Annotated in this window: 23 protein-coding genes; 11 read left to right on the forward strand and 12 right to left on the reverse strand. The window is 55.4% G+C overall.

Going from position 1 to position 24,947, the window contains the following annotated elements:
- Positions 1 to 1,027: 1,027 nt before the first annotated feature.
- On the forward strand, positions 1,028 to 1,798 hold the full coding sequence (locus AC6I6N_RS08230) for a Crp/Fnr family transcriptional regulator (RefSeq protein ID WP_321267417.1): 771 nt from the start codon (positions 1,028 to 1,030) through the stop codon (positions 1,796 to 1,798).
- Here AC6I6N_RS08230 and AC6I6N_RS08235 read toward each other — a convergent pair.
- Both AC6I6N_RS08235 and AC6I6N_RS08240 read right to left on the reverse strand, forming a co-directional pair.
- The gene (locus AC6I6N_RS08235; RefSeq protein WP_497943400.1) at positions 1,737 to 3,104 is read right to left on the reverse strand and encodes a hypothetical protein; all 1,368 of its coding nucleotides are present in this window, start codon (positions 3,102 to 3,104) and stop codon (positions 1,737 to 1,739) included. The genes AC6I6N_RS08230 and AC6I6N_RS08235 overlap by 62 nt on opposite strands.
- A gap of 4 nt (positions 3,105 to 3,108) precedes the next feature.
- Positions 3,109 to 3,330 carry a DUF2249 domain-containing protein gene (locus AC6I6N_RS08240; protein WP_321267421.1) on the reverse strand — a complete coding sequence of 74 codons (222 nt, stop codon included), beginning with the start codon at positions 3,328 to 3,330 and terminating at the stop codon, positions 3,109 to 3,111.
- A 248-nt stretch (positions 3,331 to 3,578) separates the two neighbouring features.
- On the opposite strand from AC6I6N_RS08240, the gene ubiU reads away from it, so the two are divergent.
- From ubiU to ubiT, 3 genes are read left to right on the forward strand one after another with little or no spacing between them, the layout of a single operon-like run.
- Entirely contained in the window at positions 3,579 to 4,574 is a 996-nt protein-coding gene (ubiU, locus tag AC6I6N_RS08245; RefSeq protein WP_108728773.1) for a ubiquinone anaerobic biosynthesis protein UbiU, read from the forward strand.
- A gap of 18 nt (positions 4,575 to 4,592) precedes the next feature.
- Complete coding sequence (ubiV, locus tag AC6I6N_RS08250) at positions 4,593 to 5,495, forward strand: ubiquinone anaerobic biosynthesis protein UbiV (RefSeq protein ID WP_094195344.1); 903 nt, start codon at positions 4,593 to 4,595, stop codon at positions 5,493 to 5,495.
- A 24-nt stretch (positions 5,496 to 5,519) separates the two neighbouring features.
- The gene (gene ubiT, locus AC6I6N_RS08255) at positions 5,520 to 6,008 is read left to right on the forward strand and encodes a ubiquinone anaerobic biosynthesis accessory factor UbiT (RefSeq protein WP_230018836.1); all 489 of its coding nucleotides are present in this window, start codon (positions 5,520 to 5,522) and stop codon (positions 6,006 to 6,008) included.
- Positions 6,009 to 6,015: 7 nt separating this feature from the next.
- On the opposite strand, the gene AC6I6N_RS08260 is transcribed toward ubiT, so the two are convergent.
- The 9 genes from AC6I6N_RS08260 to AC6I6N_RS08300 all read right to left on the reverse strand — a co-directional run bounded on the left by AC6I6N_RS08260 (position 6,016) and on the right by AC6I6N_RS08300 (position 14,761).
- Entirely contained in the window at positions 6,016 to 6,765 is a 750-nt protein-coding gene (locus AC6I6N_RS08260; RefSeq protein ID WP_376913892.1) for an anaerobic ribonucleoside-triphosphate reductase activating protein, read from the reverse strand.
- Between the two features lie 17 nt (positions 6,766 to 6,782).
- A complete protein-coding gene (gene nrdD / locus AC6I6N_RS08265) occupies positions 6,783 to 6,965 on the reverse strand; it encodes an anaerobic ribonucleoside-triphosphate reductase (protein WP_094195346.1) in 183 nt (60 codons plus the stop codon).
- Positions 6,966 to 7,145: 180 nt separating this feature from the next.
- Positions 7,146 to 9,008 (reverse strand): ribonucleoside triphosphate reductase, encoded by a 1,863-nt coding sequence (locus tag AC6I6N_RS08270; RefSeq protein ID WP_497943401.1) that lies wholly within the window; start codon positions 9,006 to 9,008, stop codon positions 7,146 to 7,148.
- Positions 9,009 to 9,452: 444 nt separating this feature from the next.
- Positions 9,453 to 9,911, reverse strand: coding sequence for an HIT family protein (locus tag AC6I6N_RS08275; protein WP_125277308.1), 459 nt, complete (start codon positions 9,909 to 9,911; stop codon positions 9,453 to 9,455).
- The gene (trpC, locus tag AC6I6N_RS08280) at positions 9,908 to 10,708 is read right to left on the reverse strand and encodes an indole-3-glycerol phosphate synthase TrpC (RefSeq protein WP_042488673.1); all 801 of its coding nucleotides are present in this window, start codon (positions 10,706 to 10,708) and stop codon (positions 9,908 to 9,910) included. The genes AC6I6N_RS08275 and trpC overlap by 4 nt, the downstream gene beginning before the upstream one ends.
- Positions 10,705 to 11,739 carry an anthranilate phosphoribosyltransferase gene (gene trpD / locus AC6I6N_RS08285; protein WP_094195349.1) on the reverse strand — a complete coding sequence of 345 codons (1,035 nt, stop codon included), beginning with the start codon at positions 11,737 to 11,739 and terminating at the stop codon, positions 10,705 to 10,707. The genes trpC and trpD overlap by 4 nt, the downstream gene beginning before the upstream one ends.
- A gap of 3 nt (positions 11,740 to 11,742) precedes the next feature.
- Positions 11,743 to 12,306: an anthranilate synthase component II gene (locus AC6I6N_RS08290; RefSeq protein ID WP_264672317.1), complete on the reverse strand. Its 564-nt coding sequence runs from the start codon at positions 12,304 to 12,306 to the stop codon at positions 11,743 to 11,745.
- A 37-nt stretch (positions 12,307 to 12,343) separates the two neighbouring features.
- On the reverse strand, positions 12,344 to 13,864 hold the full coding sequence (trpE, locus tag AC6I6N_RS08295) for an anthranilate synthase component I (RefSeq protein ID WP_108728293.1): 1,521 nt from the start codon (positions 13,862 to 13,864) through the stop codon (positions 12,344 to 12,346).
- A 216-nt stretch (positions 13,865 to 14,080) separates the two neighbouring features.
- Positions 14,081 to 14,761 (reverse strand): phosphoglycolate phosphatase, encoded by a 681-nt coding sequence (locus tag AC6I6N_RS08300; protein ID WP_230018843.1) that lies wholly within the window; start codon positions 14,759 to 14,761, stop codon positions 14,081 to 14,083.
- A gap of 210 nt (positions 14,762 to 14,971) precedes the next feature.
- Between AC6I6N_RS08300 and AC6I6N_RS08305 the strand changes: the two genes are divergently transcribed.
- Positions 14,972 to 16,774: a GGDEF domain-containing protein gene (locus AC6I6N_RS08305; protein WP_497943402.1), complete on the forward strand. Its 1,803-nt coding sequence runs from the start codon at positions 14,972 to 14,974 to the stop codon at positions 16,772 to 16,774.
- Between the two features lie 55 nt (positions 16,775 to 16,829).
- On the opposite strand, the gene rpe is transcribed toward AC6I6N_RS08305, so the two are convergent.
- Complete coding sequence (rpe, locus tag AC6I6N_RS08310; protein ID WP_094195354.1) at positions 16,830 to 17,525, reverse strand: ribulose-phosphate 3-epimerase; 696 nt, start codon at positions 17,523 to 17,525, stop codon at positions 16,830 to 16,832.
- Positions 17,526 to 17,642: 117 nt separating this feature from the next.
- Here rpe and apaG point away from each other — a divergent pair, with 117 nt between their 5' ends.
- The 6 genes from apaG to AC6I6N_RS08340 all read left to right on the forward strand — a co-directional run bounded on the left by apaG (position 17,643) and on the right by AC6I6N_RS08340 (position 24,929).
- Positions 17,643 to 18,017 (forward strand): Co2+/Mg2+ efflux facilitator ApaG/CorD, encoded by a 375-nt coding sequence (gene apaG / locus AC6I6N_RS08315; protein WP_094195355.1) that lies wholly within the window; start codon positions 17,643 to 17,645, stop codon positions 18,015 to 18,017.
- 15 nt (positions 18,018 to 18,032) lie between these two features.
- Positions 18,033 to 19,328: a murein transglycosylase A gene (gene mltA, locus AC6I6N_RS08320; protein ID WP_497943403.1), complete on the forward strand. Its 1,296-nt coding sequence runs from the start codon at positions 18,033 to 18,035 to the stop codon at positions 19,326 to 19,328.
- Positions 19,325 to 20,518: an FAD-dependent monooxygenase gene (locus AC6I6N_RS08325; protein WP_497943404.1), complete on the forward strand. Its 1,194-nt coding sequence runs from the start codon at positions 19,325 to 19,327 to the stop codon at positions 20,516 to 20,518. Before mltA ends, AC6I6N_RS08325 begins: the two co-directional genes overlap by 4 nt.
- Positions 20,519 to 20,557: 39 nt before the next feature.
- The gene (locus AC6I6N_RS08330; RefSeq protein ID WP_094195358.1) at positions 20,558 to 21,289 is read left to right on the forward strand and encodes a DsbC family protein; all 732 of its coding nucleotides are present in this window, start codon (positions 20,558 to 20,560) and stop codon (positions 21,287 to 21,289) included.
- A gap of 312 nt (positions 21,290 to 21,601) precedes the next feature.
- Positions 21,602 to 23,218: an EAL domain-containing protein gene (locus tag AC6I6N_RS08335; RefSeq protein WP_094195359.1), complete on the forward strand. Its 1,617-nt coding sequence runs from the start codon at positions 21,602 to 21,604 to the stop codon at positions 23,216 to 23,218.
- A gap of 163 nt (positions 23,219 to 23,381) precedes the next feature.
- Positions 23,382 to 24,929: a methyl-accepting chemotaxis protein gene (locus AC6I6N_RS08340; RefSeq protein ID WP_497943405.1), complete on the forward strand. Its 1,548-nt coding sequence runs from the start codon at positions 23,382 to 23,384 to the stop codon at positions 24,927 to 24,929.
- Positions 24,930 to 24,947: the final 18 nt, after the last annotated feature.

A 24,947-nucleotide genomic window follows, 5' to 3' on the forward strand; every position in this document is an offset into this window, starting at 1 on the left:
TGCGCGCCACACGTACACCCTGCTGCTCAGCCGTGTTCTGGCGGCAGTAAAGACCGGATCCCTGCGATCATCGGTCGGACGTCCCTTCCTTCCTCCTGGCCCGTTCTGGGCACCTTGTCTCCCTTCTTCTTCTGTACGGCTTACTCGTGTCTGCTTCGGCTTGCCCCTCGGGTAGCTCCCCCGCGTAGCATCCGGTGCTGCTAATACAGGTCGGAGCCTTCAGCCTCACCTTCCTTCTTCTGTACGGCTGTTGTCCGCCCCTTCTTCTCGGCTTGCCTCGGGTAGTTACGTGGATTGGCATCCAGTGAGCCAAGAAAGCCTTTGGTTTGATCGAGCTGATGGTCTATCGGCTGGGGGGACGCTGGATCTTCCCCATTCTTCTTCTACAACACCCCTCCATCCCACCCGTAAAAACTCATTCCGGGCGCTTCTTAACCTACCTTCCTTCCTCTGTTCGCTTACCCACCGTCGCTTCCATCGTCATGGTGCTTGCCTGACTCCGGCTGCGTGGAGTGTTTGTTGTTGATAGCTCTGCACACCTGCATCACCATCAGCCCGTTTCGGTTACTGATCTTCCTTCCTGCTGTACGGCTGTTACCCGCCATTGCTTCCATCGTCATGGTGCTTGCCTGACTCTGGCTGCGTGGAGCGTTTGTTGTTGATCGTTCTGCACACCTGCATCACCATCAGCCCGTTTCGGTTACCGATCCTCCTCTGGTCTCGGAGCTGTCAGGCCTGTTAGGTGGATTGCGTTTATTCAGCATTTAAGAAGATGTGGGTAACGCGCTTGTTTCAATCAACTCTGCCATCTCATATTCCTTACCTCTAACATGGTCAAATTTGACCGCTTCTTGCTTGGATCTGTTCTTAACTCATGTTGAACTAACCGTTCTGACAGCCTTTTACTTTCTCCTGAATGCCTCGATTTATCCGTTTGACGTGTATCAATCAGGCGCCGAGCGAATCTGAACAAGAGGGAAAGGAGTGTGTCAGTCTAGCAATGGTTCTATTGGTTTATGGAAAAGATATGGCGGTTCAAGACACAGCCTCACCGGCAAGCAATGAAGATTTATCAGACACCAAGCTAGCGCAGGGGGAAGGGCCTGGCCGTTGGAAACGCATACAGGCTCAATTGGCTCATCTGCCCATATTCAAGGAGTTGCCCCCAGAGCAGTTGGAGCCTATCGCTAAAGGCACTCAGGAAGTACACGCTTTGCGTGGAACGACTTTATTTCACAGCGGCGACCCTTGTTTGGGCTTTCATATGCTGGTCTATGGTCGGGTGAAACTAGTATTTGTATCGTCCACGGGGGCCGAGCGTGTTGTACGTTTGGTAGGCCCAGGTGAGGGATTTGGAGAGGCGTTGATGTTCATGGGGCGCAATTACATTGTGACGGCCCAGACATTAGTGGATTCTCTGTTATTGCATATCAACCGCGACACTCTGATGGAGCAGTTGGGCAAAGGCAGTGACGTTGCTCGTCTGATGCTGGCTGGCTTAAGTGAGCGACTTTACCGTTTGATGGGAGAGCTGGAGGCTTATACCTTGCAAAATGGTGTGCAGCGTTTAGTCAGTTATCTTTTGCAAGAGTGGCCGGGCGAAGAAGGCGTGCCTTTCAAGATAGAGGTAGGCAAGTCTGTGATTGCTTCCCGCCTGAATCTAACCCCGGAGCATTTGTCACGTACTTTGCGTGATTTGATGGACCGGGATCTGATTCGGGTTCAGCGGCGTAATTTTACGATTCTGGACAGTGCGGCTTTGCGGCAATATGGTGCTCTGCCTGATATGCGCGGATAGCATGTAGGCTATTGCGGTAGCGCTGCCAGGCTGTCCAGAGATTCCACGACAAGATCGCAAAGGACAGTAGCAAGGCAGGTGCGGCTATCCACGTGAAAGATTCGATACCCAAGCTTGCACCGGTCCAAAGCGCCAGGCTTAGGCTATGCAAAGCCCAGTGAGCTCGGGCGGTGGATGCGGGGATGTAGTTGGCAGTCTTGGGGATGAAGCGCAAGAGGGTGCGTGTGTGCTCGGTATTATCGGTGTCCATGCTGACATGCTTTTGTGCCTCGCGCCAAAGCAGAAAGGGCACGATGGTATAGAGCATTCCACATACTACGGAACCTAAGGCTCCCATAATAAGCAACACTCCTATCGCCAGTTCTGTGTTGGAAGCGGCGGGGTTGTGAGTCCAGAAGTTCAGAAGTACAGCAATCAACAGGCTGCTTAAGGAGCTATACCAGAACAAGGTGCTGGCTCCTGCTGTTGGACGCTTGCGTTGCCAGAGCCGCGCCCAAGTGATCACTGCCCATAAACCGTAGCTTAGGAAGATCAGGTAGGTGACCAGATCACGCACAGGTAGCCAGGAGCCAGGCAAAGAGGCCAAGGCCCACTGCGCGATCAGCAACGCGCTGACAACCCAAGGTAGCCAACGCACCAAGGGGGCAGGGTAAAGCTCGGTGATTTGAAAAATGGGCAGCAACTGGAATGACATGGCAAGCAGTAGTAAGCCTGCCCAGGCGGCCAGACCCATCATCATGTGCAGGTTCAGTAGATTGGCGACGGCTTGTTCGCTTGCCAGCGCAACCAGCATGGCCAGTCCGGTCAAGACAGTCAGCAACAGCCCCAGCAACGCCAGTCGGATAGGGGCGACGATCTCTTTGGCTCCGCGAAAGACGTCGCGCCGAGAGTGCCACAAGGCCAGCATGACCGTCAGCAGATAGCCTCCCAGAGCAAGAGCCAGGAAAATGCCCGCCAGCGTGTATGTCCAGCTTTGCCAGCTAAGGAAGCCTGTCATCAGGAGCAGTGTGCCGACGCTGAGCAAGCTCCAGAAAACCAGAGCCCGACCGCTTGATACCTGAATACGCACATTACAGGCCACCGCCAAAATATGCGTCAAAGAGGCAAACATGGCGCTGCCCACGATCCCCAAGGTCCAGGCGTGGGTCAAGGCCAAGGTAGCCGGGTGCCAGCGGGAGTTGAACAATTCCGGTCCGCTATAGAGCGCCAGCAAGGCAGCCAGCAGTCCAAAAAAAGGGACGTTCGCAAACAGGGGCAAGGTCAGGGACAAAGAGGGCGATTGATCCAGCGATAAAGCGCGTTGCATAGATTTAGTTCCTGCGGATGATGAGCCGAAAGCCGTTTTCTTGGTGTGTGCCTTGATACTTGAAGCCACTGCGCCGCAGAATTTCATATAAAGGGAAGGGCTCTCTATCCAGCCACATGAGCAAAGCCTGGGTGGGTGCCATTTCGGCCAGGGCTTCCAGGCAATGCTCCATGGGCTCGGGTGCGGGCAGGCCGCGAGTATCCAGTGTGATCTCAGTCTGTGTCATCAAAACTCCAGCACGAAAGGCTTGAAAAGCATTGTGGACTATTCTGACCGCCGATGGCGCAGGCAAAGTGGGACTTGTTTGCCGAGGGTCAGGAGGTGGGAAGAATTTGATATGCGTTAAGGCCCCTTCATTTCAGAGCAGGCATAGTGGTGGTCTTGTCGAGCCAGGATTCGCCCTGGCCAGATTGCTGATCGGGGAATGTCATGAATACTGCGTCCACGGCTTTAGCCGCGTCCGATAACCCGCAGATGGAATTGGTTTGTCCTGCAGGCAGCCTGCCTGCCTTGAAAGCGGCGATTGATAACGGCGCCGATAGTGTTTACTTGGGGTTTCGGGATGCCACCAATGCCCGGAATTTCGCCGGGCTTAATTTTGATGCGCAGGCGATTGCACAAGGGATCGATTACGCACATCAGCGCGGCCGCAAGGTTTTGCTGGCTCTTAATACCTATCCGCAACCCAATGCCTGGCAGCAGTGGCGCGACGCGGTGGACCGGGCTGCCCAGGCTCAGGTCGATGCAGTCATCATGGCAGACCCTGGTTTGATGGCGTATGCCAGTCAGACACATCCTAATTTGCGCTTGCACTTGTCGGTGCAAGGCTCAGCCACCAACCCGGAAGCCATCAAGTATTACCACCAGAACTTTGGTATTCAGCGTGTGGTCTTGCCGCGTGTCTTGTCCATGGCCCAAGTGGAACAGGTCTGTGAGCAGGTCCCTGTTCAGGTTGAAGTTTTTGGTTTTGGCAGCTTGTGCGTGATGGTGGAGGGCCGTTGTGCCTTGTCCTCCTATGCCACCGGTGAATCGCCCAATACGCATGGAGTCTGTTCTCCCGCCGGGCATGTGCGTTGGGAACAAACTGATCAGGGCCTGGAATCACGTTTGAATGGTGTGTTGATCGACCGTTATCAGGATGGCGAGAACGCGGCTTACCCTACTTTATGCAAAGGGCGCTTTGATGTGGCGGGCGAAAACTATTACGCCCTGGAAGAGCCCACCAGTCTGAATACCTTGTCCTTGTTGCCACAGTTGCTGGCGGCGGGTGTTAGCGCAATCAAGATTGAAGGCCGACAGCGCAGCCCGGCTTATGTGGCTCAAGTTACCCAGGTTTGGCGTCAAGCCATTGACTCGGCCAAATCCACGCCAGCCCGTTATTCCGTCCATCCAGCCTGGATGGGGGCTTTGAACAAATTGGCTGAAGGGCAGCAACATACGCTGGGTGCCTATTCTCGGCCCTGGAAGTAGAGCATGGGAGGCTCAAACATGAAATTATCTTTAGGCCCCTTGCAGTACTACTGGTCCCGTGTTGCCACCATGCAGTTTTATGAGTCGGCCTGCGATTGGCCGGTAGAGGTGGTGTATCTGGGCGAAACCGTATGTTCACGCCGTCACGAGCTACGACTGGATGATTGGCTGGATATTGCCCAGATGCTGGCCCAGGCCGGCAAAGTGCCGGTTCTGTCCAGCCAGGTTCTGCTGGAGTCCGGGCGGGACGTGAATACGCTACGCAAGGTCACCGAGCAGGCCGATTATCTGGTCGAAGCCAATGATATGGGGGCAGTACGTTTGATGCAGGGCCGGGACTTTGTCGCCGGCCCTTTTTTGAATGTTTATAACGGGCCGGTGCTGGATTTGATTGCCTCTCAAGGCGCTGTGCGCTGGGTGATGCCCTTGGAAATGGGGCGTGCGGGATTGGCACAACTGCAGCAAGACAGGCCTGCTGGTTTGGAAACCGAAGTCTTCGCCTTCGGGCGTTTACCTCTGGCTTTTTCGGCTCGTTGCTTTGCCGCACGTAACCGCAACTTGCCTAAGGATAATTGCCAGTACGTGTGCATGGACTATCCCGATGGCCTGTTGCTGGAAACCCGTGAAGGGCAGGGATTCTTGACGATCAACGGTATTCAGACTCAATCTGCCTGGGTGTACACCTTGCTGGAGCAGATACAGGATTTGCGCGACTTGGGTGTGGACATGCTGCGCTTGAGTCCGCAGTCTCAACATATGGATGCGGTGGTGCATTTGTTTAAGGATGTCGTGCAAGGACGTATCCAAGCGGCGGATGCCCACGAGGACATGCTGCCTTTACTGCCCGCTAAAGCCTGCAACGGTTTCTGGCATGGTCGTCCCGGTCTTGAATGGGTGGCGCCGGTGTCCGAGCGTTTTTAAGGGAAGGATGCAAGAGTGAATGAAATGACGACTCCTCGTTTGCCCGCTGTGGTGGCTGGTGTTTTAAGCCGCTTGCCCCCTTGGCCCGGCTCCCGCTTGTTTTGTACGGGTTTGAACGTGCTGATGCGTCCGCACTTGCCTGCTGATATTGCGGAGCGACTGGAAGGCCGGGCTTTACGCATACAAGTGGCGGATGCTGGTTTGGCGTTTGACTACACCTGGCGTCAGGGCGCTTTTTACCCTTTGTCTGCGTGCGCGCAGAGTCCGGACCTGATTCTGAAAGCAGATCTTTGGGCGTTTTATCAACTTTTACAGCGGCAGGAAGATCCGGATACCTTGTTCTTCAATCGACGTTTATCGATTGAAGGTGATACGGAGCTGGGCCTGATGGTGAAAAACACCCTGGACGCCTTGGACCCCGACATTCTGCATCCGCGTGCGGTGATTAAGCAGGGGAAAGCGGCTTTACAGGATGTGCTGCGCCGCCCGATTCGTACGCCTGCCTCTTCATAACTCTCTCTTAAGAGCGCCGCACTTCAAAATGCGGAAACAGCTTCTGCAGGTTTTGCAAGACCTCTGTTCCTGGGTAGGCCTGCGAGGCCTGCCCAGTTTCATTCAGGAAATCATCATTACAGCCTTGCTTGCGGAAAATCTGTACGGCATAGCGCTGTACGCCCAAATCATGCAAGTGTTGCCCCAAAGCCAGTACCGATACTGGACTATGCAGCTGGGGGTGGATGGTGCTGCGGCATTCAAATAGAACATCTTCGTTCAGCAGCAACTGCAAGCTGCGTAGCGGCGCCGCTGCACTATTACTGCGTTGCGTGATGGTGTCGTAGTGTTGAAACTCGGCTTTGATATCCAGACCTATCCAGTCTACCCATGGCAGGACTTCCAGCAACCTGGCTGGATGTGTGCCTGCTGTGTGTAAACCGATTTTGAAACCTAGTCTACGCACTGCGCGTATGGCGGAACCCAGGGCTGGGTCCAGTGTGGGTTCGCCACCGCTAAAGACCACAGCATCCAGCAGGCCGACGCGGCGATTCAGAAAATCCAGCAAGGCGTTCCAATCAATAGCACTGTTTGGCCTGCGGTCTTGCAAGTGAGGGTTATGGCAGTAGCCACAGCGCCAGGGACAGCCTTGCACAAAGATGACAGCGGCTAACTGGCCGGGGTAATCCGTAGCCGAGAAAGGGGTACAGCCGCCCACTTTCAATGCCTCTTTGCGAGCAGGCTTGGCCGGGTAAAGATGGCGCGTGGCGTAAGTCATGTCACTTAACCAGATTTCTACAGATTGGGGCCAGTGCTGCTTACAGAGGCGCTGGCTTCGGTGAAGTAGCGGCGCTCATGAAATTCGCCTTGCTTGCCAATATTGAAGGATGACATGGGGCGGTGATAGCCCATGACGCGTGTCCAGATTTCGCAGGGCTGGCGTTCGCAATCTTCAAGAGTGATGGTGTCGGTGTTCATGAGTAACTCCCTGGATAAAAAAGGCCGTCACGCTAAGCGGATGTGACTAGCCGAGGTGTGTGCCAAGAGGCGGGTTGTGTAGATACATGCTGAGGAAAGTGAAGAATCTGGCTTTCGCTGAGCTAAGTGGGTTGGGTTTAGCTGGTCTTGGCAAAAAGGATCTGTTCGAAGAGATCGGATTTAATGGATTGGTGTCGGTGTCGGTGTCGGTGTCGGTGTCGGTGTCGGTGTCGGTGTCGGTGTCGGTGTCGGTGTTGCTGCCTGCGACCGTATTGAGGTTTCCGCGCCCGCGTCGTTTTGAGCGTCAGTTTCGACCCTGGCCTGAGCTATTTTGTTAGCCAGCAATTCGCTGTCGCAATGTGGGCAAAACTCATGTTTTCCAGACAGATAGCCATGTTTAGGGCAGATGGAAAAAGTAGGTGTGACGGTGATGTAGGGTAAGGAAAAGCGGTTCAAGGCTCGTTGCACCAGATTACGGCAGGCATCGGTGCTGGACAGGGCCTCGGTCATGTACAGGTGCAGCACGGTGCCGCCGGTGTATTTGCCTTGCAACTCGTCTTGTCGTTCCAATGCCTCGAAGGGGTCTTCGGTAAAGCCTACCGGCAACTGTGAGGAGTTGGTGTAGTAGGGCATGTGCTCGGTGCCTGCTTGCAGAATGTCGGGCCAGCGGGCGCGGTCCTCTTTGGCAAAGCGGTAGGTGGTGCCCTCGGCAGGGGTGGCTTCCAGGTTGTACAGGTGGCCGGTACTTTCCTGAAATTCCACCATGCGCGCCCGAATGTGATCCAGCAAACGCAGGGCAAAGCGGTGTCCCCACGGCGTGCAAAGATTCTGCTTGTCCTGGGTAAAGTTGCGGATCATCTCGTTAATGCCGTTCACTCCCAGTGTGGAGAAGTGATTACGCAAGGTGCCCAGATAGCGGCGTGTGTAGGGAAACAGCCCTTGGTCCATATGCTGCTGAATCACGGTACGCTTGATTTCCAGGCTGTCGCGGCCCATTTCCAGCAGTTCATCCAAGCGGGCAAACAGGCCTGCTTCATCACCTGGATACTGATACCCCAGGCGGGCGCAGTTCAGGGTGACCACTCCCAGGGAGCCGGTCTGCTCGGCAGAGCCAAACAAACCATTGCCGCGTTTGAGTAGTTCACGCAGATCCAGTTGCAGGCGGCAGCACATGGAGCGGATCATATTGGGTTCCAGTTCAGAGTTAATGAAGTTCTGGAAGTAGGGCAGGCCATATTTGGCCGTCATGGCAAACAGGCGCTCGGCATTGGGGCTGTGCCAGTCAAAATCCCGGGTGATGTTGTAGGTGGGGATCGGGAAGGTGAAGGCACGGCCACGGGCATCGCCCTCGCTCATGACTTCGATATAGGCCTGGTTGATCATGTCCATTTCGGCTTGCAGATCCCCGTAGCAAAACGGCATTTCTACGCCACCGATTTGCGGCACTTGCTCGCGCAGGTCGTCCGGACATACCCAGTCAAAGGTCAGATTGGTAAAGGGCGTCTGCGTACCCCAGCGTGAGGGTACGTTCAGGTTGTAGATCAGCTCCTGCATGCATTGGCGCACCTGCTTGTAGTTCAGGTCGTCCTTGCGGATGAAGGGTGCCATATAGGTATCAAAGGAGCTGAAAGCCTGGGCGCCAGCCCATTCGTTTTGCAGGGTGCCCAGAAAATTGACGACCTGGCCAACTGCACTGCTTAGATGCTGCGGTGGGCCGGATTCGATTTTTCCGGGTACGCCATTGAGCCCTTCATTCAGGAAAGTGCGCAAGGACCAGCCGGCGCAGTAGCCCGAGAGCATGTCCAGATCGTGGATATGCAGGTCGGCCTGACGGTGTGCCTGGCCGATGGCTTCGGGGTACACATGGCTGAGCCAGTAGTTGGCAATCATCTTGCCCGAGCTGTTCAGAATCAGTCCGCCCAGCGAGTAACCCTGGTTGGCATTGGCCTGGACGCGCCAGTCCTGGCGGTCCAGATATTCAGTAATGGAGCGGATGATATCCAGCTGAGCAGCTGGACGCGATGCGGTTTCCTGGGTAGCCATATTTTTCGCCAAAAACTATATATAGTGATTTTTAGGATTTACGACACTATATATGGTGGTTTTTGGTGGGGCCAGACGATTGTCGCCTAGGCTTGATCTAGGTTAATTCTGTGCTTGAAGTGACAAGAGCAGCGATCTTGTCGGAAGGAGGTTGCAGGACGCGGCTTGCCCGTATCGTTCTGATGTGGAGGGTGTGTGACGGCGAGAAGGCCGGGCTCTCAAGCGCAAAGAGGTGGCTATGACCATGCCAAGCAAGCAGTTTATGTGGTTTGCGAGTAAGTAGCGCAAGAGCAGGCTTGCTCTTGTCGGTGCAATAACGCGTCAGTGCGCCTTATGGATGGGTGGCGTGCTTGCCAGTTATTGTGCGCCGTCTCTTTTTTTGGGGAGGCACAAAAATACCCGCTGCCTTTTCATAGGCCAGCGGGTACTTCTTGAATAGCGGGTTTAGTGCTTGAATCGTGCTTTTAGCGCAGTACACAGTGCCTGCTGATACTGGCTGACTTGCTCAAGCAGGCGTTCTTCGTGGGAAGCCCAGCCTTGTTTTTGTTCTTCTGTGCGTGCGGGGGCGGGCGACCAGGCCGAGTCCGGAAAGAAAGGGTCGTCCGTCCAGCGTGGGATGATGTGCCAGTGCAGATGCGGCACCTGATTCCCGAATTGGGCCAGATTGATCTTGGTGACTCCCAGCTGCTCGCGTTGTGTCTGTTCAACTATATAGACCGCCGCCATAAGGTGCTGCCGCTGCGCTTCAGACAGATCTGTCATTTCAGCCACGTGATCTTGCCAGATCACCCGTGTATAGCCGGGAAACGGGCTGTCTGAGACAGCCAGCACCTGCAGCCCTGCACCCGACCATAACAATTGATCGGGTTTCAAGGCGCACAGAGGGCAAGCGGTGGAGCTCATGCAGGTTGACCGAAGAACAGGTTTTGCAGGGCGACGCCCGGATCAGGTTCACGCATGAAAGCTTCGCCCACCAGGAAGGCTTGCACCTGGTTTTCACGCATCAGGGCCACATCTTCAATGGTATGGATACCGCTTTCGGTCACAACGCGTTTTTCGCTAGGAATGAAGGGCAGCAGGTCCAAGGTGTTCTGGGTGCTGGTTTCAAAGGTGCGCAGATTACGGTTATTGATACCCAGCAGGCTGGTCTTCATTTGCAAGGCAATATCCAGCTCGGCGCGGTCATGCACTTCAACCAGTACGTCCATGCCCAGTTCGTGGGCCATTTCTTCGTATTCCATCAGTTGATCCTGCTCCAGCGCGGCGACGATCAGCAAGATGCAGTCGGCACCCATGGCACGGGCATGGATGATCTGGTAGGGGTCAATAATGAAATCTTTGCGTAGTACGGGCAGCGCGCACACGGCACGGGCCTGACGCAGGTGGTCGTAAGAACCCTGGAAATATTGAATATCGGTCAGCACCGACAGGCAGGCCGCGCCGTGGGCGGCGTAGCTGGAAGCAATTTCCGTGGGGTTGAAGTCGGCACGGATCACACCCTTGGACGGGGAGGCTTTTTTGACTTCCGCAATAATGGCAGGCTTGCCTTGAGCAATTTTGTCTTCAATGGCGCTGGCAAAGCCGCGCAGGTCGTTCCGGTTCTTCGCTTCGCGCAGCAGATCGGACTCGCTACGCAGTTGGCGGGCGGTGACGACTTCAGCTCTTTTGGTGTCGAGGATCTTGGCCAGAATGTCGTTCATGGATGTAAATTCCTTGTATAGGCACGGAATTGTTCGAGTTTTTCGCGTGCGGCACCGTTGGCAATGGCCTCAAAAGCCATGCGCAGGCCTTGTTCAATGGAGTCAGCGTGGTTGGCGGCATAGATGGCCAAACCAGCGTTGAGGCCCACGATATCACGAGCCGTCCCCTCTTGGTTATTGAGGGCTTCCATAATCATGACGGCGGATTCCTCTTTGCTGGAGACGCGAATGCTGCGGTTGGAGGTCATCGCCATACCAAAGTCTTCGGGGTGAATTTCGTATTCACTCACTTGGCCGTCTTTCAGTTCGCCTACCAGGGTGGCCGCACCCAGAGAGGCTTCATCCATGCCGTCCTTGCCGTGTACGATCAATACGTGTTTGGCGCCCAGGCGTTGCATGACGCGGACCTGAATCCCCACCAGGTCGGGATGAAAGACACCCATCAGCTGGTTGGTTGCTCCGGCTGGGTTGGTTAACGGCCCCAGAATATTGAAAATGGTGCGCACGCCCAGTTCTTTGCGCACGGCGGCCACGTTTTTCATGGCTCCGTGGTGAGCAGGGGCAAACATAAAGCCGATATTGGTGTCGGCAATACTTTGCGCCACTTGCTCGGGCGAGAAAGTCAGGTTCACCCCCAAGGCCTCCAGCACGTCAGCACTACCCGAGGAGGAGGACGCGCTGCGGTTGCCGTGTTTGGCCACTTTCACCCCGACGGAGGCGGCCACAAACATAGCGGCAGTGGAGATATTGAAGGTATTGGAGCCGTCGCCACCTGTCCCGCACATGTCCAGCAGTTCGTCTGGGTTCGGTGTAATGACGGGGGTGGCAAATTCGCGCATCACCTGGGCGGCGGCAGAAATCTCACCGACGCTTTCTTTTTTTACGCGCAGGCCCATCAGCAAGGCAGCCGAGATCTGGGGCGACATTTCGCCGCGCATCAGCATGCGCATCAAATGCAGCATTTCGTCGTGGAAGATTTCCCGGTGTTCGATACAGCGCACCAGTGCTTCGGTAGGAGTGATGGTGTTCATGATTTAAAGGTCCAGAAAGTTCTTCAGTAAGGCGTGGCCATGCTCGCTGAGCACCGATTCGGGGTGAAACTGCACGCCATAAATAGGCAATTCACGGTGACGTATGCCCATGATTTCGCCGTCTTCGGTTTGCGCGGTGACTTCCAGGCAATCGGGCAGGCTGTTGCGCTCGATGGCCAGGGAGTGGTAGCGGGTGACGTTAAAGGGCGAGGGCAAGTTGCCAAATACGTCCGTGCCCTGGTGGGTAATCGGGGAGACTTTCCCATGCATGATTTGCTGCGCACGAATAATGCGGGCACCAAAAGCATGTCCGATCGCTTGATGACCCAGGCAGACGCCCAGAATCGGTAGCTTGCCGGCAAAGTGCTGGATCAGTGCAACCGACAGGCCCGCATCCGCAGGGGATTTGGGGCCGGGCGAGACGCACAGATGGCTGGGATTCAGGGCTTCAATTTCTTCAAGAGTGACTTGGTCGTTGCGTCGTACCACTACCTCCTGACCCAGTTCTCCAAAATACTGGACCAGGTTGTAGGTAAACGAGTCATAGTTATCGAGCATGAACAGCATGGGAATACTCCGGCAAGAAAGGGGGGCAGTCAGGCGATTAAATAGGTTCGTCTAGACCGAATTGCACTTGTTCGGCCGCGCGGATAACCGCACGTGCCTTGGCCTCGGTCTCTTGCCATTCTTTTTCGGGATCGGAGTCGGCTACAACACCGGCAGCGGCTTGCACATAGAGCATGCCGTCCTTGATGACGCCGGTGCGGATCGCAATAGCCAGATCCATCTCGCCTGAGTAGCTCAAGTAGCCGGCCGCACCACCGTATACACCACGGCGTACGGGCTCCAGTTCATCAATCACTTCCATGGCACGCACCTTGGGGGCACCGGTCAGGGTGCCAGCGGGAAAGGAGGCACGCAGTACATCCATTTGGCTCATGCCGTCTTGCAGTTCGCCGCAGACGTTGGAGACCAGGTGCTGCACGTGCGAGTAACGTTCGATCGCCATGGTGTCCGTTACTTGAACCGTGCCGGTTTTGGCGATGCGGCCAATATCGTTACGGGCCAGATCGATCAGCATCAGGTGTTCAGCGCGCTCTTTGGGATCGGACTTGAGCTCGGCGGCCAGCGCGGCATCGGCTTCAGGTGTGGCTCCGCGCTTGCGGGTGCCGGCCAGAGGACGAATCGTGACGCGCTCATGGTTGCGACCATCCTGGCGGTGTTCTTCCTGACGCACCAGGATTTCTGGCGATGCACCCACAACCTGGAAGTCGTCGAAGTTCCAGAAGTACATGTAGGGCGATGGGTTCAGCGAACGCAGGGCGCGATACAGGGACAGGGGCGAGTCGCGGAAAGGCTTGGTGATGACCTGGCCGATCTGCACTTGCATCAGATCCCCTGCCGCAATGTAGTCCTTGGCGCGGGCGACAGCCTTCAGGTAATCCTCTTTGTTGAAGTCGCGCTCGCATTCGGTTTGCATGCTGGCGTAGGCGTAAGGGATCACCACGGGTGAGCGCAGCTTTTCACGCAGCTCTTTCAGACGGCGCTTGGCCAGTACGTAGGCTTCGGGCTGGGCCGGGTCCGCGTAGACCAGCAGGTAAGTGCGGCCAGCCAGATTATCCACAATCACCAGCTCGTCCACTTGCAGCAACATGATGTCCGGCACGCCTTCTTCCTGATCGGCAGGGAAGGGTTTATGGTTCGGGCCCAGAGACGGTTCGATGTGGCGCACGGTGTCGTAGCCGAAGTAACCGGCCAGGCCACCTGCAAAGCGGGGCAGGCCAGGGCGCAGGGCGACTTTGAAACGAGCCTGAAATTGCTCGATAAATTCCAGTGGATCGCCTTCGGCTGTTTCGACAACCTTGCCATCGTGCAGCACTTGGGTATGGCGGCCATAGCTGCGGATCACGGTACGGGCGGGCAAGCCAATAAAGGAATAGCGACCGAATTGCTCGCCGCCCACAACCGATTCCATCAGGCAACTGTAACGCCCCCCTTCAGGGCCGTTGTGCGCCAGTTTCAGATAAATCGACAGGGGCGTATCCAGGTCGGCGTAGGTTTCCGCAATCAGGGGAATGCGGTTAAAGCCTTCTGCTGCTAGGGCATTGAATTCTATTTCTGTCATTGGGATCTCGAGGGTCAGTGGGTACGACGAGCCGGACAGAAACAAAAAAAAGCCCGGTCGTTGTGATTACCGGGCTTATTTTCCTGGAGGCGGTCCGCTGTGTACTACTTTGCAGGGACGCCAGACTTCAAGGTTATATCTACCCGATACACGAACGCCACCAGCGCCAATAAGCGCCGTAGATTGTGGATGCGTGAGTGCGAGTAGACATGAATTTTATGACGTAAATATGGGGTTGCTTTTGTTGCGCAGCCAAATGGCGGCGTCGGCAATAGAGGCAACTATACCATCGGAATCCAGGGTTTGCACATCCTTGCCTTCGTTATAGCCGTAGGGCACCAACAGTACGGGGATATGCGCTGCGCGTGCTGCCTGGGCATCATTCATGGAGTCCCCAATGACCAAAGCTTGTTCAGCAGCGAGTTTCATTTGCTCGCAGGCGTATAGAAAAGGCATGGGATCGGGCTTTTTGCGCGGGCAGGTATCGCCGCCCACAATCAGCTCGAAATAGGGACTTAAGCCAGTTTGTTCCAGCAAGGGGCGCGCAAATTGTTCAGGCTTGTTGGTGACGACAGCCAGACGCAACTCCTGGCTTTTAAAGTCGTTCAATCCTTCTAGTACACCGGGATACAGGCGGCTGTGTTGGCCATTACACAATTGGTAATGGTAATAAAATGATTCCAATGCCTGGGTGTAGTGGGCGGGGGGATTTGGCAGGTCTGTCAAGGCGCGCCGGACCAGATTTTCCGAGCCTTTACCCACGAAAGTGGCGATACGCTCCTCTGGGAGCGCAGGCAAACCCAGGTCAATGCGCATGGCATTACATGCCGAGGCCAAATCAGGAATGGTGTCCAGAAGGGTGCCATCCAAATCAAACAGTACAGAGCAAATATTCATCTTTTTGTAGCGAGCTTGTGACAAAATATTGTCAAATTCCTGTTAAGGTCGAGCAGAAATAGTTTCCGGAAAATCGAGTTTTCATTTCGTTTGATTCATCATGTTAAAGCTCCTTACTGCACGCGGGCTTATCAATTTAGTGAGCAAACCGTATTTTGGTACAAGATTGGCTTTCGATGGTCTGTTCAGAAAGGCCCTAGGAGCGGAAGAATGATGTTCGAGACATTTCATCAGATTCTCTTAGAAAAACAAGTTACGCCCGTGTTTCAGCCTATTGTGGATCTGCAGTCTGGCTTGATTCTGGGTTACGAGGGTTTGATTCGAGGTCCGAAGGACACCAGTTTTTATTCGCCCCTAGCCTTGTTTGACGCTGCTCGACAGTGCGGGCGCTTATGGGATCTGGAAGAGCTATGTTGCCATACTTTGGTCAATAGCTTTAACCAGCAGGGTTTGGCCGGCAAACTGTTTCTGAACTCCAGTCCGGATGTCGTGATGGGGCTGTTGCCCTCGGCCCGCATTGAACCGCGTACAGGCATGCCACAACTCGATGGTATTGATTGGAGCCGCGTGGTGGTCGAGCTGACCGAGTCCGAGCGCACCGACAGCTACGATTATTTGAACCAGGCAATTGAGCTATATCGAAAAGAAGGCCTGCAGTTTGCGATTGATGATCTGGGCGAAGGTTATGCCTCGCTGCGTTTGTGGTCCGAGTTGCGGCCCGAATACGTCAAAATCGACAAATATTTTGTGCGCGATATTGATACCGATGTGCTCAAGCAGCAGTTGGTGCGCTCCATTTGCGATATTGCCAATCACGCGCACTCTATTGTGATTGCCGAAGGAATTGAAACTGGGGCGGAATTGCACACCTTGCGTTATTTGGGTGTGACCTGCGGCCAGGGTTATTTGCTGTGTCGGCCCCAACCCAACCCTCCCCCTCAATTGGAACCGGCCCAGGCTGCTTTGTTTGGCCCTTCCACCGTGCGGGCCCAGCGCCAAGTGCAGGGCCGGGATTCGATGAGTGTGCGGCGTTTGCTGCGTGCGGCGCCGGCTGTTCCGGACCACACTCCGACCAATCGCGTTTATGAACTCTTTCAAAGCCGCCCTGATTTGAGTGCGGTGGCTTTGTTGCGGGGCGACAGGCCAACGGGGATTTTGCGTCGTAGTCAGCTTTACGACCAATTGGCACGTCCTTATCACCGCGAACTGTATGGTAATAAGCCATGCTCCTTGTTTATTGAAACGCCGCCATTGATTGTGGACTGCGATACCAGTCTGCTGGAGCTGGGCACCTTGATGACGCAGGGCGAGGGCGAGGCCCTGAGTGATGGGTTCATCATCACCGGTGCGGATGAATATTTGGGCCTGGGCTCCAGTGTGGAGCTCATGCGTGAAATTACGCAGATTCAGATCATGACGGCCCGCTATGCCAATCCACTGACGCAATTGCCAGGCAATGTGCCCATTGATGAGCATATAGAGGGTTTGTTGCGTAATCGACAGAGCTTTGCCGTATGTTATGCGGACCTGGACCATTTCAAACCCTATAACGACTTATACGGCTATCGCAAAGGAGATGAGTTACTGCGTTCCATGGCAGAGCTCTTTACTCGATATGCCGTTGCGCGCATGGACTTTGTGGGTCATGTGGGGGGAGATGATTTTATTTTGGTGTTTACCAGCCCGGATTGGGCTGAGCGCTGCCAAGGTATTTTGGACGAACTGGAAAAAGAGCTGGAGTCCTTGTATCGAATGGAGCACCGGCAAGCAGGCGGTTATTTGGCTGAGAACCGCCAGGGTGTGCTGGTGTTTCACCCGCTTGTGAGCCTGTCTTTAGGTGTCGTTACTGTTGAAGAGCCCGAATTGTATTCGGGCTCTTTAATTGCGGAGCTGGCCAGTTCAGCCAAGGCGCAGGCCAAACGGGTGCAGGGTAATGCCTTGTTTGTGGAGCGCCGTCGGCCAGACAATACGATGCAGCAGGGCTGCTACAACCGCAGTACGATGCTGCAGTAGATAAGGTGGCTGGGATTTGCAGCGGCCCTGCCTGTTGGCGGGCCGGGCATTGCACTTAAGCTTGCTCTGCCAAAGCGATTTGAGCACGCATGTCGCGGATGACCTGAGCGTAGTCGGGCTGGCCAAAAATAGCGGAACCGGCCACAAAGGTGTCAGCACCGGCAGCACGAATGGCCCCGATATTGTCCACTTTCACACCGCCGTCGATTTGCAGCAGGATGGGTTGGCCACCTTCTGCCGTCCAGGCATCAATGCGGGCGCGGGCCTGGCGCAGCTTGTCCATGGCGCTGGGGATGAAAGCCTGGCCACCAAAGCCAGGGTTAACGGACATCAGCAAGACCAGATCCAACTTGTCCATCAGGTGATCCATCCAGTTCAGCGGGGTGGCCGGGTTGAACACCAGGCCGGCCTTACAGCCGTGGTCACGGATCAGCGATAACGTGCGATCCACGTGGCGCGAGGCTTCGGGGTGAAAACTGATGTAGTCGGCACCCGCCTTGGCAAATTCAGGGATAAGTGCGTCTACGGGTTCTACCATCAGGTGTACGTCGATGGGAGCGGTGGTGTGGGGGCGCAGCGCAGCACAGACCATGGGACCGAAAGTCAGGTTGGGTACAAAGTGGTTGTCCATGATGTCGCAATGAACCCAGTCGGCTCCGGCGGCAATGACATTGCGGACTTCTTCTCCCAGACGGGCGAAGTCAGCCGATAAAATACTGGGAGCGATACGTGTGGTGCTGGCTTGGGACATAATAGGTGCCGTAAAGATTAGACATCACGAAAATCGTGGCCATATGTCATCATTATAGTTTCAAGCGGGGGGCTGTGCAGCGCCCCGTATTTGTACAGCCGTAACCTGGAATCCATCATGAAGCCTGACGATATTGAGGTGCAAATCACGCCCCAGTACCTGCCTGAGCAATCCGAGCCCGAGAGTAACCAATACGTGTTTGCCTATACCGTACGGATTACCAACAATGGACAGCAGACGGCCCAGATTATCAGTCGTCACTGGATCATTACGGACGACAATCAGCAGGTTCAGGAAGTGCGTGGCCTGGGTGTTGTGGGACAACAGCCGGTGCTCGCTCCCGGCGAGACCTTCGAGTACACCAGTGGCTGTCCCTTAAATACACCGTTTGGCACCATGCGTGGCAGCTATCAATGTGTAGGTGAAAATGGTGTGCCCTTTGAGGTCCTCATCCAGGAGTTCATCCTTTCCTCCCCCCGTACCTTGCACTAAGGGCCAAATCCAGCCATGAAGTTAATTTATTGCGTGCCAGCCGTACTGCTGGCATTAAGCGCCTGTTCAACCACGCCTGTGGATCAGGGCTCTTCGTCAACGGCTCCGGGCACCGCAGACAGTGGTCCTGATATCGCCCTGCAACCTTTGCAGGTGCCGTCCTTGTCGGCTCTGCCGGAAACCCCGGCGCGGGCGCTGGCGGGGCGCTATCAGGCCGTGAACTGGTCAACCTTGCCAGGCTGGCAGGCCGATTCGCTGGATCATGTCTGGAAAGGCTTTATCAATAACTGCAAGGGTTTGATGCGTCCGGTCAGTGGATCATTGGCTATGCCTGCTCGTGCCAACCCTCGTGCCTGGCAGCCTGTCTGCCAAGCTGCGGCGGCTGCGGGCCTGAACGCTGACACCGAAGATACGGCGGCTGTACGCAATTTTCTACAGCAACAGTTGCAGCCCTGGCGCTTGTTGACAGGCGATGGCAAGGTGGCTCAAAACACCGTCACAGGCTATTACGAGCCTTTGCTCCAGGCTTCCCGTACTCGCAGCGCTGGCTATCAGTGGCCGCTGTTCGCCGCGCCGGATGATTTGTTGACGATTGATCTGGGCAGTTTATATCCCGAGCTGGCTGGCAAGCGTATTCGTGGCAAGCAAGTGGGCAAACGCATTGTGCCGTACGATACGCGCGAACAGATCATGGCCCAGTCGGAGCGCCAGCCGCCCGTGATTGTGTACGCGAAAGACCCGGTAGAAGGTTTTTTCTTGCAGATTCAAGGTTCGGGCCGTGCCGTACTGCCTGATGGCAGTGCCGTACGCCTGGCCTATGCCGATCATAACGGACGCCCTTACGCTTCCGTAGGCCAATGGCTGGCCAAGCAGGGCGAGATGCCTTTGGCCCAGACCTCCATGCAAAACATCAAAGCCTGGGCCAAGCGCAATCCGCACCGTGTTCAGGAAATGATGAATGTAAATACGGCCATGGTTTTCTTTCGTGAAGAGGCCATTGTGGACCCGGAACTGGGGCCTAAAGGCGCTTATGGCATTCCTTTGATTGGCCTGCGCTCCGTTGCTATTGACCCCACTTATGTACCCTTGGGTACGCCGGTGTATCTGGCCACTTCGCAACCTGCAACTAAGCAGCCTTTGCAGCGGCTGGTCTTTGCCCAGGACACGGGTGCGGCCATCAAGGGGCCTGCACGTACCGACTTGTACTGGGGTACGGGCGATCAGGCGGGTGCACAGGCCGGACGCATGAAGCAGCAGGGGCAAATGTGGCTGCTGTGGCCACGTCAGGCAGGAGAACCGAGCGCGCGATGAATAAAGAACGGATTGTGGTGTGTGGTGGGGCCTTGGCCGGTATGGCCAGCGCCCTGGGTTTACGCAAGGCCGGGTTTGATGTCAGCATCTTGTCCCCCGCCTACAAGCCTATGGAGCTGGCGGGCGGGCAGTATCACCCCCGTGTCTATGCTGTCTCGGTGGCCAGTCAGCGTTTTTTGGCGCAACTGGGTGTCTGGAACTTGATGTCAGCCCAGCGCATTTCGCCGGTGCAGGCCATGGAAGTGCATGGTGATGGCGGTGCTTGTCTGAATTTGCATGCCTGGCAGGATGCGCAGGACTATTTGGCCTGGATTGTTGAGTCCGGTCAGATGGAGCAGGCGTTGTATCAGGCACTGCAAGTATTTGGAGTGCCCTGGATTGAAGACCGCTTCGAGCGTTTGGAAGGCAATACCATTGTGACTGCCGGGCAAAAACGCATCACTGCGGACTTGTTTGTAGGTGCGGATGGGGCTCGATCGGGACTGCGTACTGCAGCCGGAATTGAGCACCACGGACGTGAATATGGCGATGCCGGTTTGGTGGCCCACTTCAATGTAGAGCGGCCACATCAGCAAGTTGCCTTGCAGTGGTTTACCGGCGATTCGATTCTTGCCCTGTTGCCTATGCCGGATGTGGATGGCAAGCCGCAAGTCTCCATGGTCTGGTCTGTGCCGCAAGCGCAGGCCGACAAAGTGTTGGCCATGCCCTCAGAGGAGCAGGCGCAATATCTGCAAAACAGCTTGTTCTCCTTATCGAATGGCCGTTTGGGGCAGTTAAGCTTGCGTAGCCCGGTACACGGTTTCCCTTTGACCTTTGAGCGTAGCGGCCTGGTGTCGCCCGGCGTGGCCTTGGTGGGTGATGCGGCGCATCGCGTGCATCCTTTGGCCGGTCAGGGATTGAATCTGGGTCTGGGCGATATCGAAGCCCTAATCACGGTCTTGTCCGAGCGCGGCCCGCATTATTCGGTGGGTGATATGCGTGTGCTTAATCGCTACAAACGCGCACGCGCCGAACCTATCGCAGCCATGCGCGCTGCCACCGATGGTCTGTACCGTCTGTTTGCGGCACCGGGGGCTCCGATCTCCATGTTGCGTAATGCCGGTATGCAAGTGGTGGACCGCCTGCCTTGGGTCAAACGCCGCCTGATTGCTCATGCGGCTGGAATCAAACCAGGCGCTCTCCTGTTCTAAGGCCGCTAGAGCCTTGTTGATTAGCAAAGGAAGTACGTCATGATGTTGCACCTTCGTTCTGTCTTGGCCCTGGCCCTGTTGTCGCTGTGTGGCCTGGCTCAGGCAGCCGGCCCTGCCAAAATAGACACGCGTTTCGAGGCTACTCGCCAAGCGTTTGAGGCGGTTTTTCCGGGCGTGACGGTGGATGGTATTCGTGCCACACCGTTTCCCAATCTGCTGGAAGTGGAGGTAGGCGGAACCTTGCTTTATACCGATCCGCAGGCCAATTTTGTGATGCAGGGTTCTTTGCTGGATAGTAAAAATCGAATTGACTTGACCGAGCGACGCATGCAGGAGCTCAGCCGTGTTTCACTGAATGACTTACCGCTGGATAAAGCCATTAAGCTGGTGAAAGGCGATGGGAGTCGCCAAATGGTGGTTTTTGAAGATCCCAATTGCGGTTATTGCAAACGTCTGCATACCACTTTGCAGGAGATCGACAATATTACGGTTTATAGTCTGATGTTCCCCATTCTGGGCCCCGATAGCCGCCGTAAAGCCGAGGATATCTGGTGTGCACAGAACCCGGCTAAAACTCTGAGCGACTGGATGGGGGGTGGAGCCCGGCCTGAGAAAGCCTCGTGTGAACATCCCCTGGATCAAATACTGGCCGCTGGGCAGAAACTGCGCATCCAAGGTACACCGGCTATTTATTTTGCTGATGGCAGTCGTGTGGATGGCTGGTTACCTGTTGACCAGTTGCAGTCCCGTCTGCAGGCCGCTGCCCAATAACTATTCCAGCCAGTCTTGAGCTAGAGCAACCCGCTTTCGAGCGGGTTTTTTATACCCGTGTGTTATGAAAACTATAATTATTTGTGAGATGGGTATTTTAAGAAATCAGTGTTGGAAAATAATCCCGCTCTGGTTCAGAGGGTAAGGCAGGCGTTATTTTGAAGACAAAAAATTTCAAACGCCACATTTGACCATTCTTTACTTTGTGCTCTGTATTCTAGAAGTGATAATTCCAACTATTGATAAAAAATAGTATTGTCGGCCTGCACTTGGATCATCGCAGCGCTGGCAATAATTAAATAGTAGGCGCTTATGGAACATGCACGCTGCGTGTTGATTGTTTTGGAAGAAGGCGAGGGCTTGCACTACTGGCTGGAGCAACTGCGGGTTTTCGGTACCAAAACAAGCGTTGTCAGCTCCTTGGAGCAGGTCGCCGAGGCACGCCTGAGCCAGGCTGATCTGCTGCTGTTCCCCGTTGAGGCGGGCTACGTGCCGTTGATGGTGGCCAAATTGCGCAATGACTTTGGCTCTTTGGGTATTGTGGCCGTTCAGTCCGGCCTGTCTGCCAGTGCGCGAGTACAGTTGTTGCTGACGGGGGCGGATGCTTGTCTGGCACTGGATGTGCAAGTTCCCGAGTTGATGGCCTGGTGCCATGCCGTGCGCCGCCGTAATGTTTATGCTGCCGTGAGTGCCTCCCAGGCGATGCAAGAGGTTCAGGAACATAGCGGGCAGCAGGAGTGGATCCTGCGTGACAAGGGCTGGACCCTGGTAGCTCCTAATGGTGTGGGCCTGGAGCTGACGCATAGCGAACGTCAATTAATGGATGCATTCATACGGCATGCGGATGCCCGTTTCAGCCGTGAAGACCTGATGCGTGACAAGGGTCTGGCGGCTAGCGACAGCCGTGCCGTGGATTCTTTGATTAGCCGTTTGCGCCGCAAGGCCAGTCAGGCGGGCGTGGCTTTGCCGATCAAGTCGGTGCATGGTTGGGGGTATACCTTTACGGGTAAATTAATTGCCCAGCAAGAGCTGCAAGACACCGAGATTATGGAGTTTTACACTCCGCGCATCGAGCAGGAAGCGTCCCAGCCTACGCCGCTGGAATTGCTGCACGCGCTGGAAACGTTGGATGTGCTCGATCCCCAGGCTAGCGAAGCACTGTCTTTTTCTTATCAGTTGCGTGTGGCCACGAGTACTGGCCAGTACAGTGGCGTGGATGCCCAGGTGTTCTGGACAGCGCCCACCGGCTTGCGCCTGTCCTCGGATCTGGTGCTGCGTCATATGCCGGACTCGATTCACCGCCAGGCCTTGTGTGAGTGGATGCTGCGCACCTTGATGGCCGATGTGCGTCGCTGGTGGCAAGACTATTCGCTGCGCGCCAGCCATATTGGCCTGAAACTGCCTATCGATATGGTGCTTCCTATCTATAAGCGCATGCCGGCTATGTTGCGTCAGTTTGAGTTGCAGCCTTGCTGCGTTGAGCTGGATTTGTTCAGCGACCAGGAGCTGGAAGAAACGCCGGAACTGATGCAGGCCTTGCAGTTCCTGAAAGAGCAGGACATTCAGGTCTGGCTGACCAGCACTGACATTGAAAACCACAAGCTTAGCTGCTTGCGGGGCTGGCCGATTAGTGGCGTCAAGCTGGAAGCCGAGGTCATTCAGCGCGCCTGCCGTGAGCCCACCTTCAAGGCTTTGCTGGAAACCGGGTGCCATTTGCTGAGCGAACAGGGTTTTGAACTGGTTATTAAAGGCGTCGATAACCTGGAGCAGCGTGATCTGGCGCTGAGTCTGGAATTGGGCCATTACCAAGGCCGTCTGACCTCGGAGTTAATGTCTGAAGACGGTTTCTTGCTGACGTTAGCCAGCAGTGAGCCCTCTTTTGGCCAAGGTCACGACGCTTCCCGACGCGTAAGCGGAAGTGTTTCATAAGCCGCCTTAGTATCAATTATCTCTATATGTAACTTTGATTAAGTATTTTAAGCCCGAGGCCGTTACCCAGCTTGTTCGATGGGGCCTCCTGGCAGGCCGACCGTTTTGACACGGTCGGTTTTTGCATACCTGGGACCTGTCTTTTCAGTGCTGCTCGGGGAATATGATGCGTTTGGGTTTGAAACAGCAATTGTGGTTGCCATTGATCTTGTGTTTGATGGCGTTGGCGGCGGTTTTTACGTTTGTGAACTACCAGCTCTATCAGGCACAGATGCAAGAGCGAAAAAGCAGTTTGCAGCACATCGTCAATATTGCAGTGAGCATTACGCAGGACTACCAGCAATTGGTCAGCAAAGGCGTCCTCAGCAAGGAAGAGGCGCAAAAACAGGCGCTGCAACGCATTGCCAGTATCCGCTTTGGACAGGAAGGTTATGTGTCGGTTTTATCGACTGACGTCGTGTCCATCATGAACCCCACGCGACCAGATCTTGATGGCCAGGACGTCAGTGCCGTGGTCGATAGCAATGGGGTACATCCCTTTGCCGAGATGAGCCGTATTGCCAGCAATGGCGGTGAAGGGTTTCTGGAATATCACTGGCCCAAACTCACTGACAAGAGCAATGCGCCCAAACTGGCCTATGGCAAAGGGGTGGCCCAGTGGGACTGGGTGCTGACCTCGGGCGTGTATATCGATAACATCAAGGACAGTTTTCTAAGCCGCCTGCTCAGCTCCTCGGTGGTGTTTTTGTTGATTATTGTGCTGGTGTCGGCAGTGACGGTGTTTCTGGCGCGCCAGATTTTGGCCGAGCTGGGTGCCGAACCCACCGTTTTACATGGCGCTGCCCAAGCAATTGCCGATGGTGATTTGCGGGTTGCCCACTCCCTGCGTTCGATTCCGGACAATAGCGTGATGGCGTCCATCGAGCAGATGCGTTTGAAGCTAAATGACGTCATGCGCACCTTGCAGCACAGCAGCGGAGTGATTGCGGACGATACCTCGCAACTGTCCGCTGGCAATCTGGAGCTGTCCAGCCGCACCACTCAGCAGGCGGCGGCCTTGCAGGAAACGGCATCGGCCATGGAAGAGATGACCGGCACAGTGCGTATGAGCGAAGAGAACGCCATGCGTGCCGAGGAAGTCTCCAGCCAGGTGCAGAAAACCGCTCAGCATGGTGGTCAGATGGTCAGCGAGTTGGTGGACCGCATGGATGCGATTCGTGACTCCAGCGGCAAGGTGGCAGACATTACGACTGTGATCAACTCGATTGCTTTCCAGACCAATATTCTGGCGTTGAATGCGGCTGTGGAAGCGGCACGGGCCGGTGAGCAAGGTCGAGGCTTTGCGGTGGTGGCCGGTGAGGTGCGTGCCTTGGCGCAGCGTACCACGGCCTCTGCCCAGGAGATTGCTCAATTGGTGGAAGCATCCTCCGACAGTACTCGGGAAGGGGCCAGATTGATGGGGCAGGTGGGTGAGGTGATCGATGAGATGGTCACGGGCAGTTCGCAAGTGATGACGATTGTGCATGAGATTGCCGCTTCTACCCGCGAGCAAACGATTGGTATCGAGCAGATTAACGTGGCTGTGGGGCAGCTGGATTCGGCTACTCAACAAAACGCGGAGATGGTGAACCAGGTGGCACACACCTCCAGCGAATTGCAGGACCAGGTGCAAGAGCTGGATCGTTTGATTCAGGCTTTCCGCCTGGAGTGATCAATGGCACCATCTCGC

The sequence above is a fragment of the Alcaligenes sp. LTN-3 genome (genome assembly GCF_059735605.1).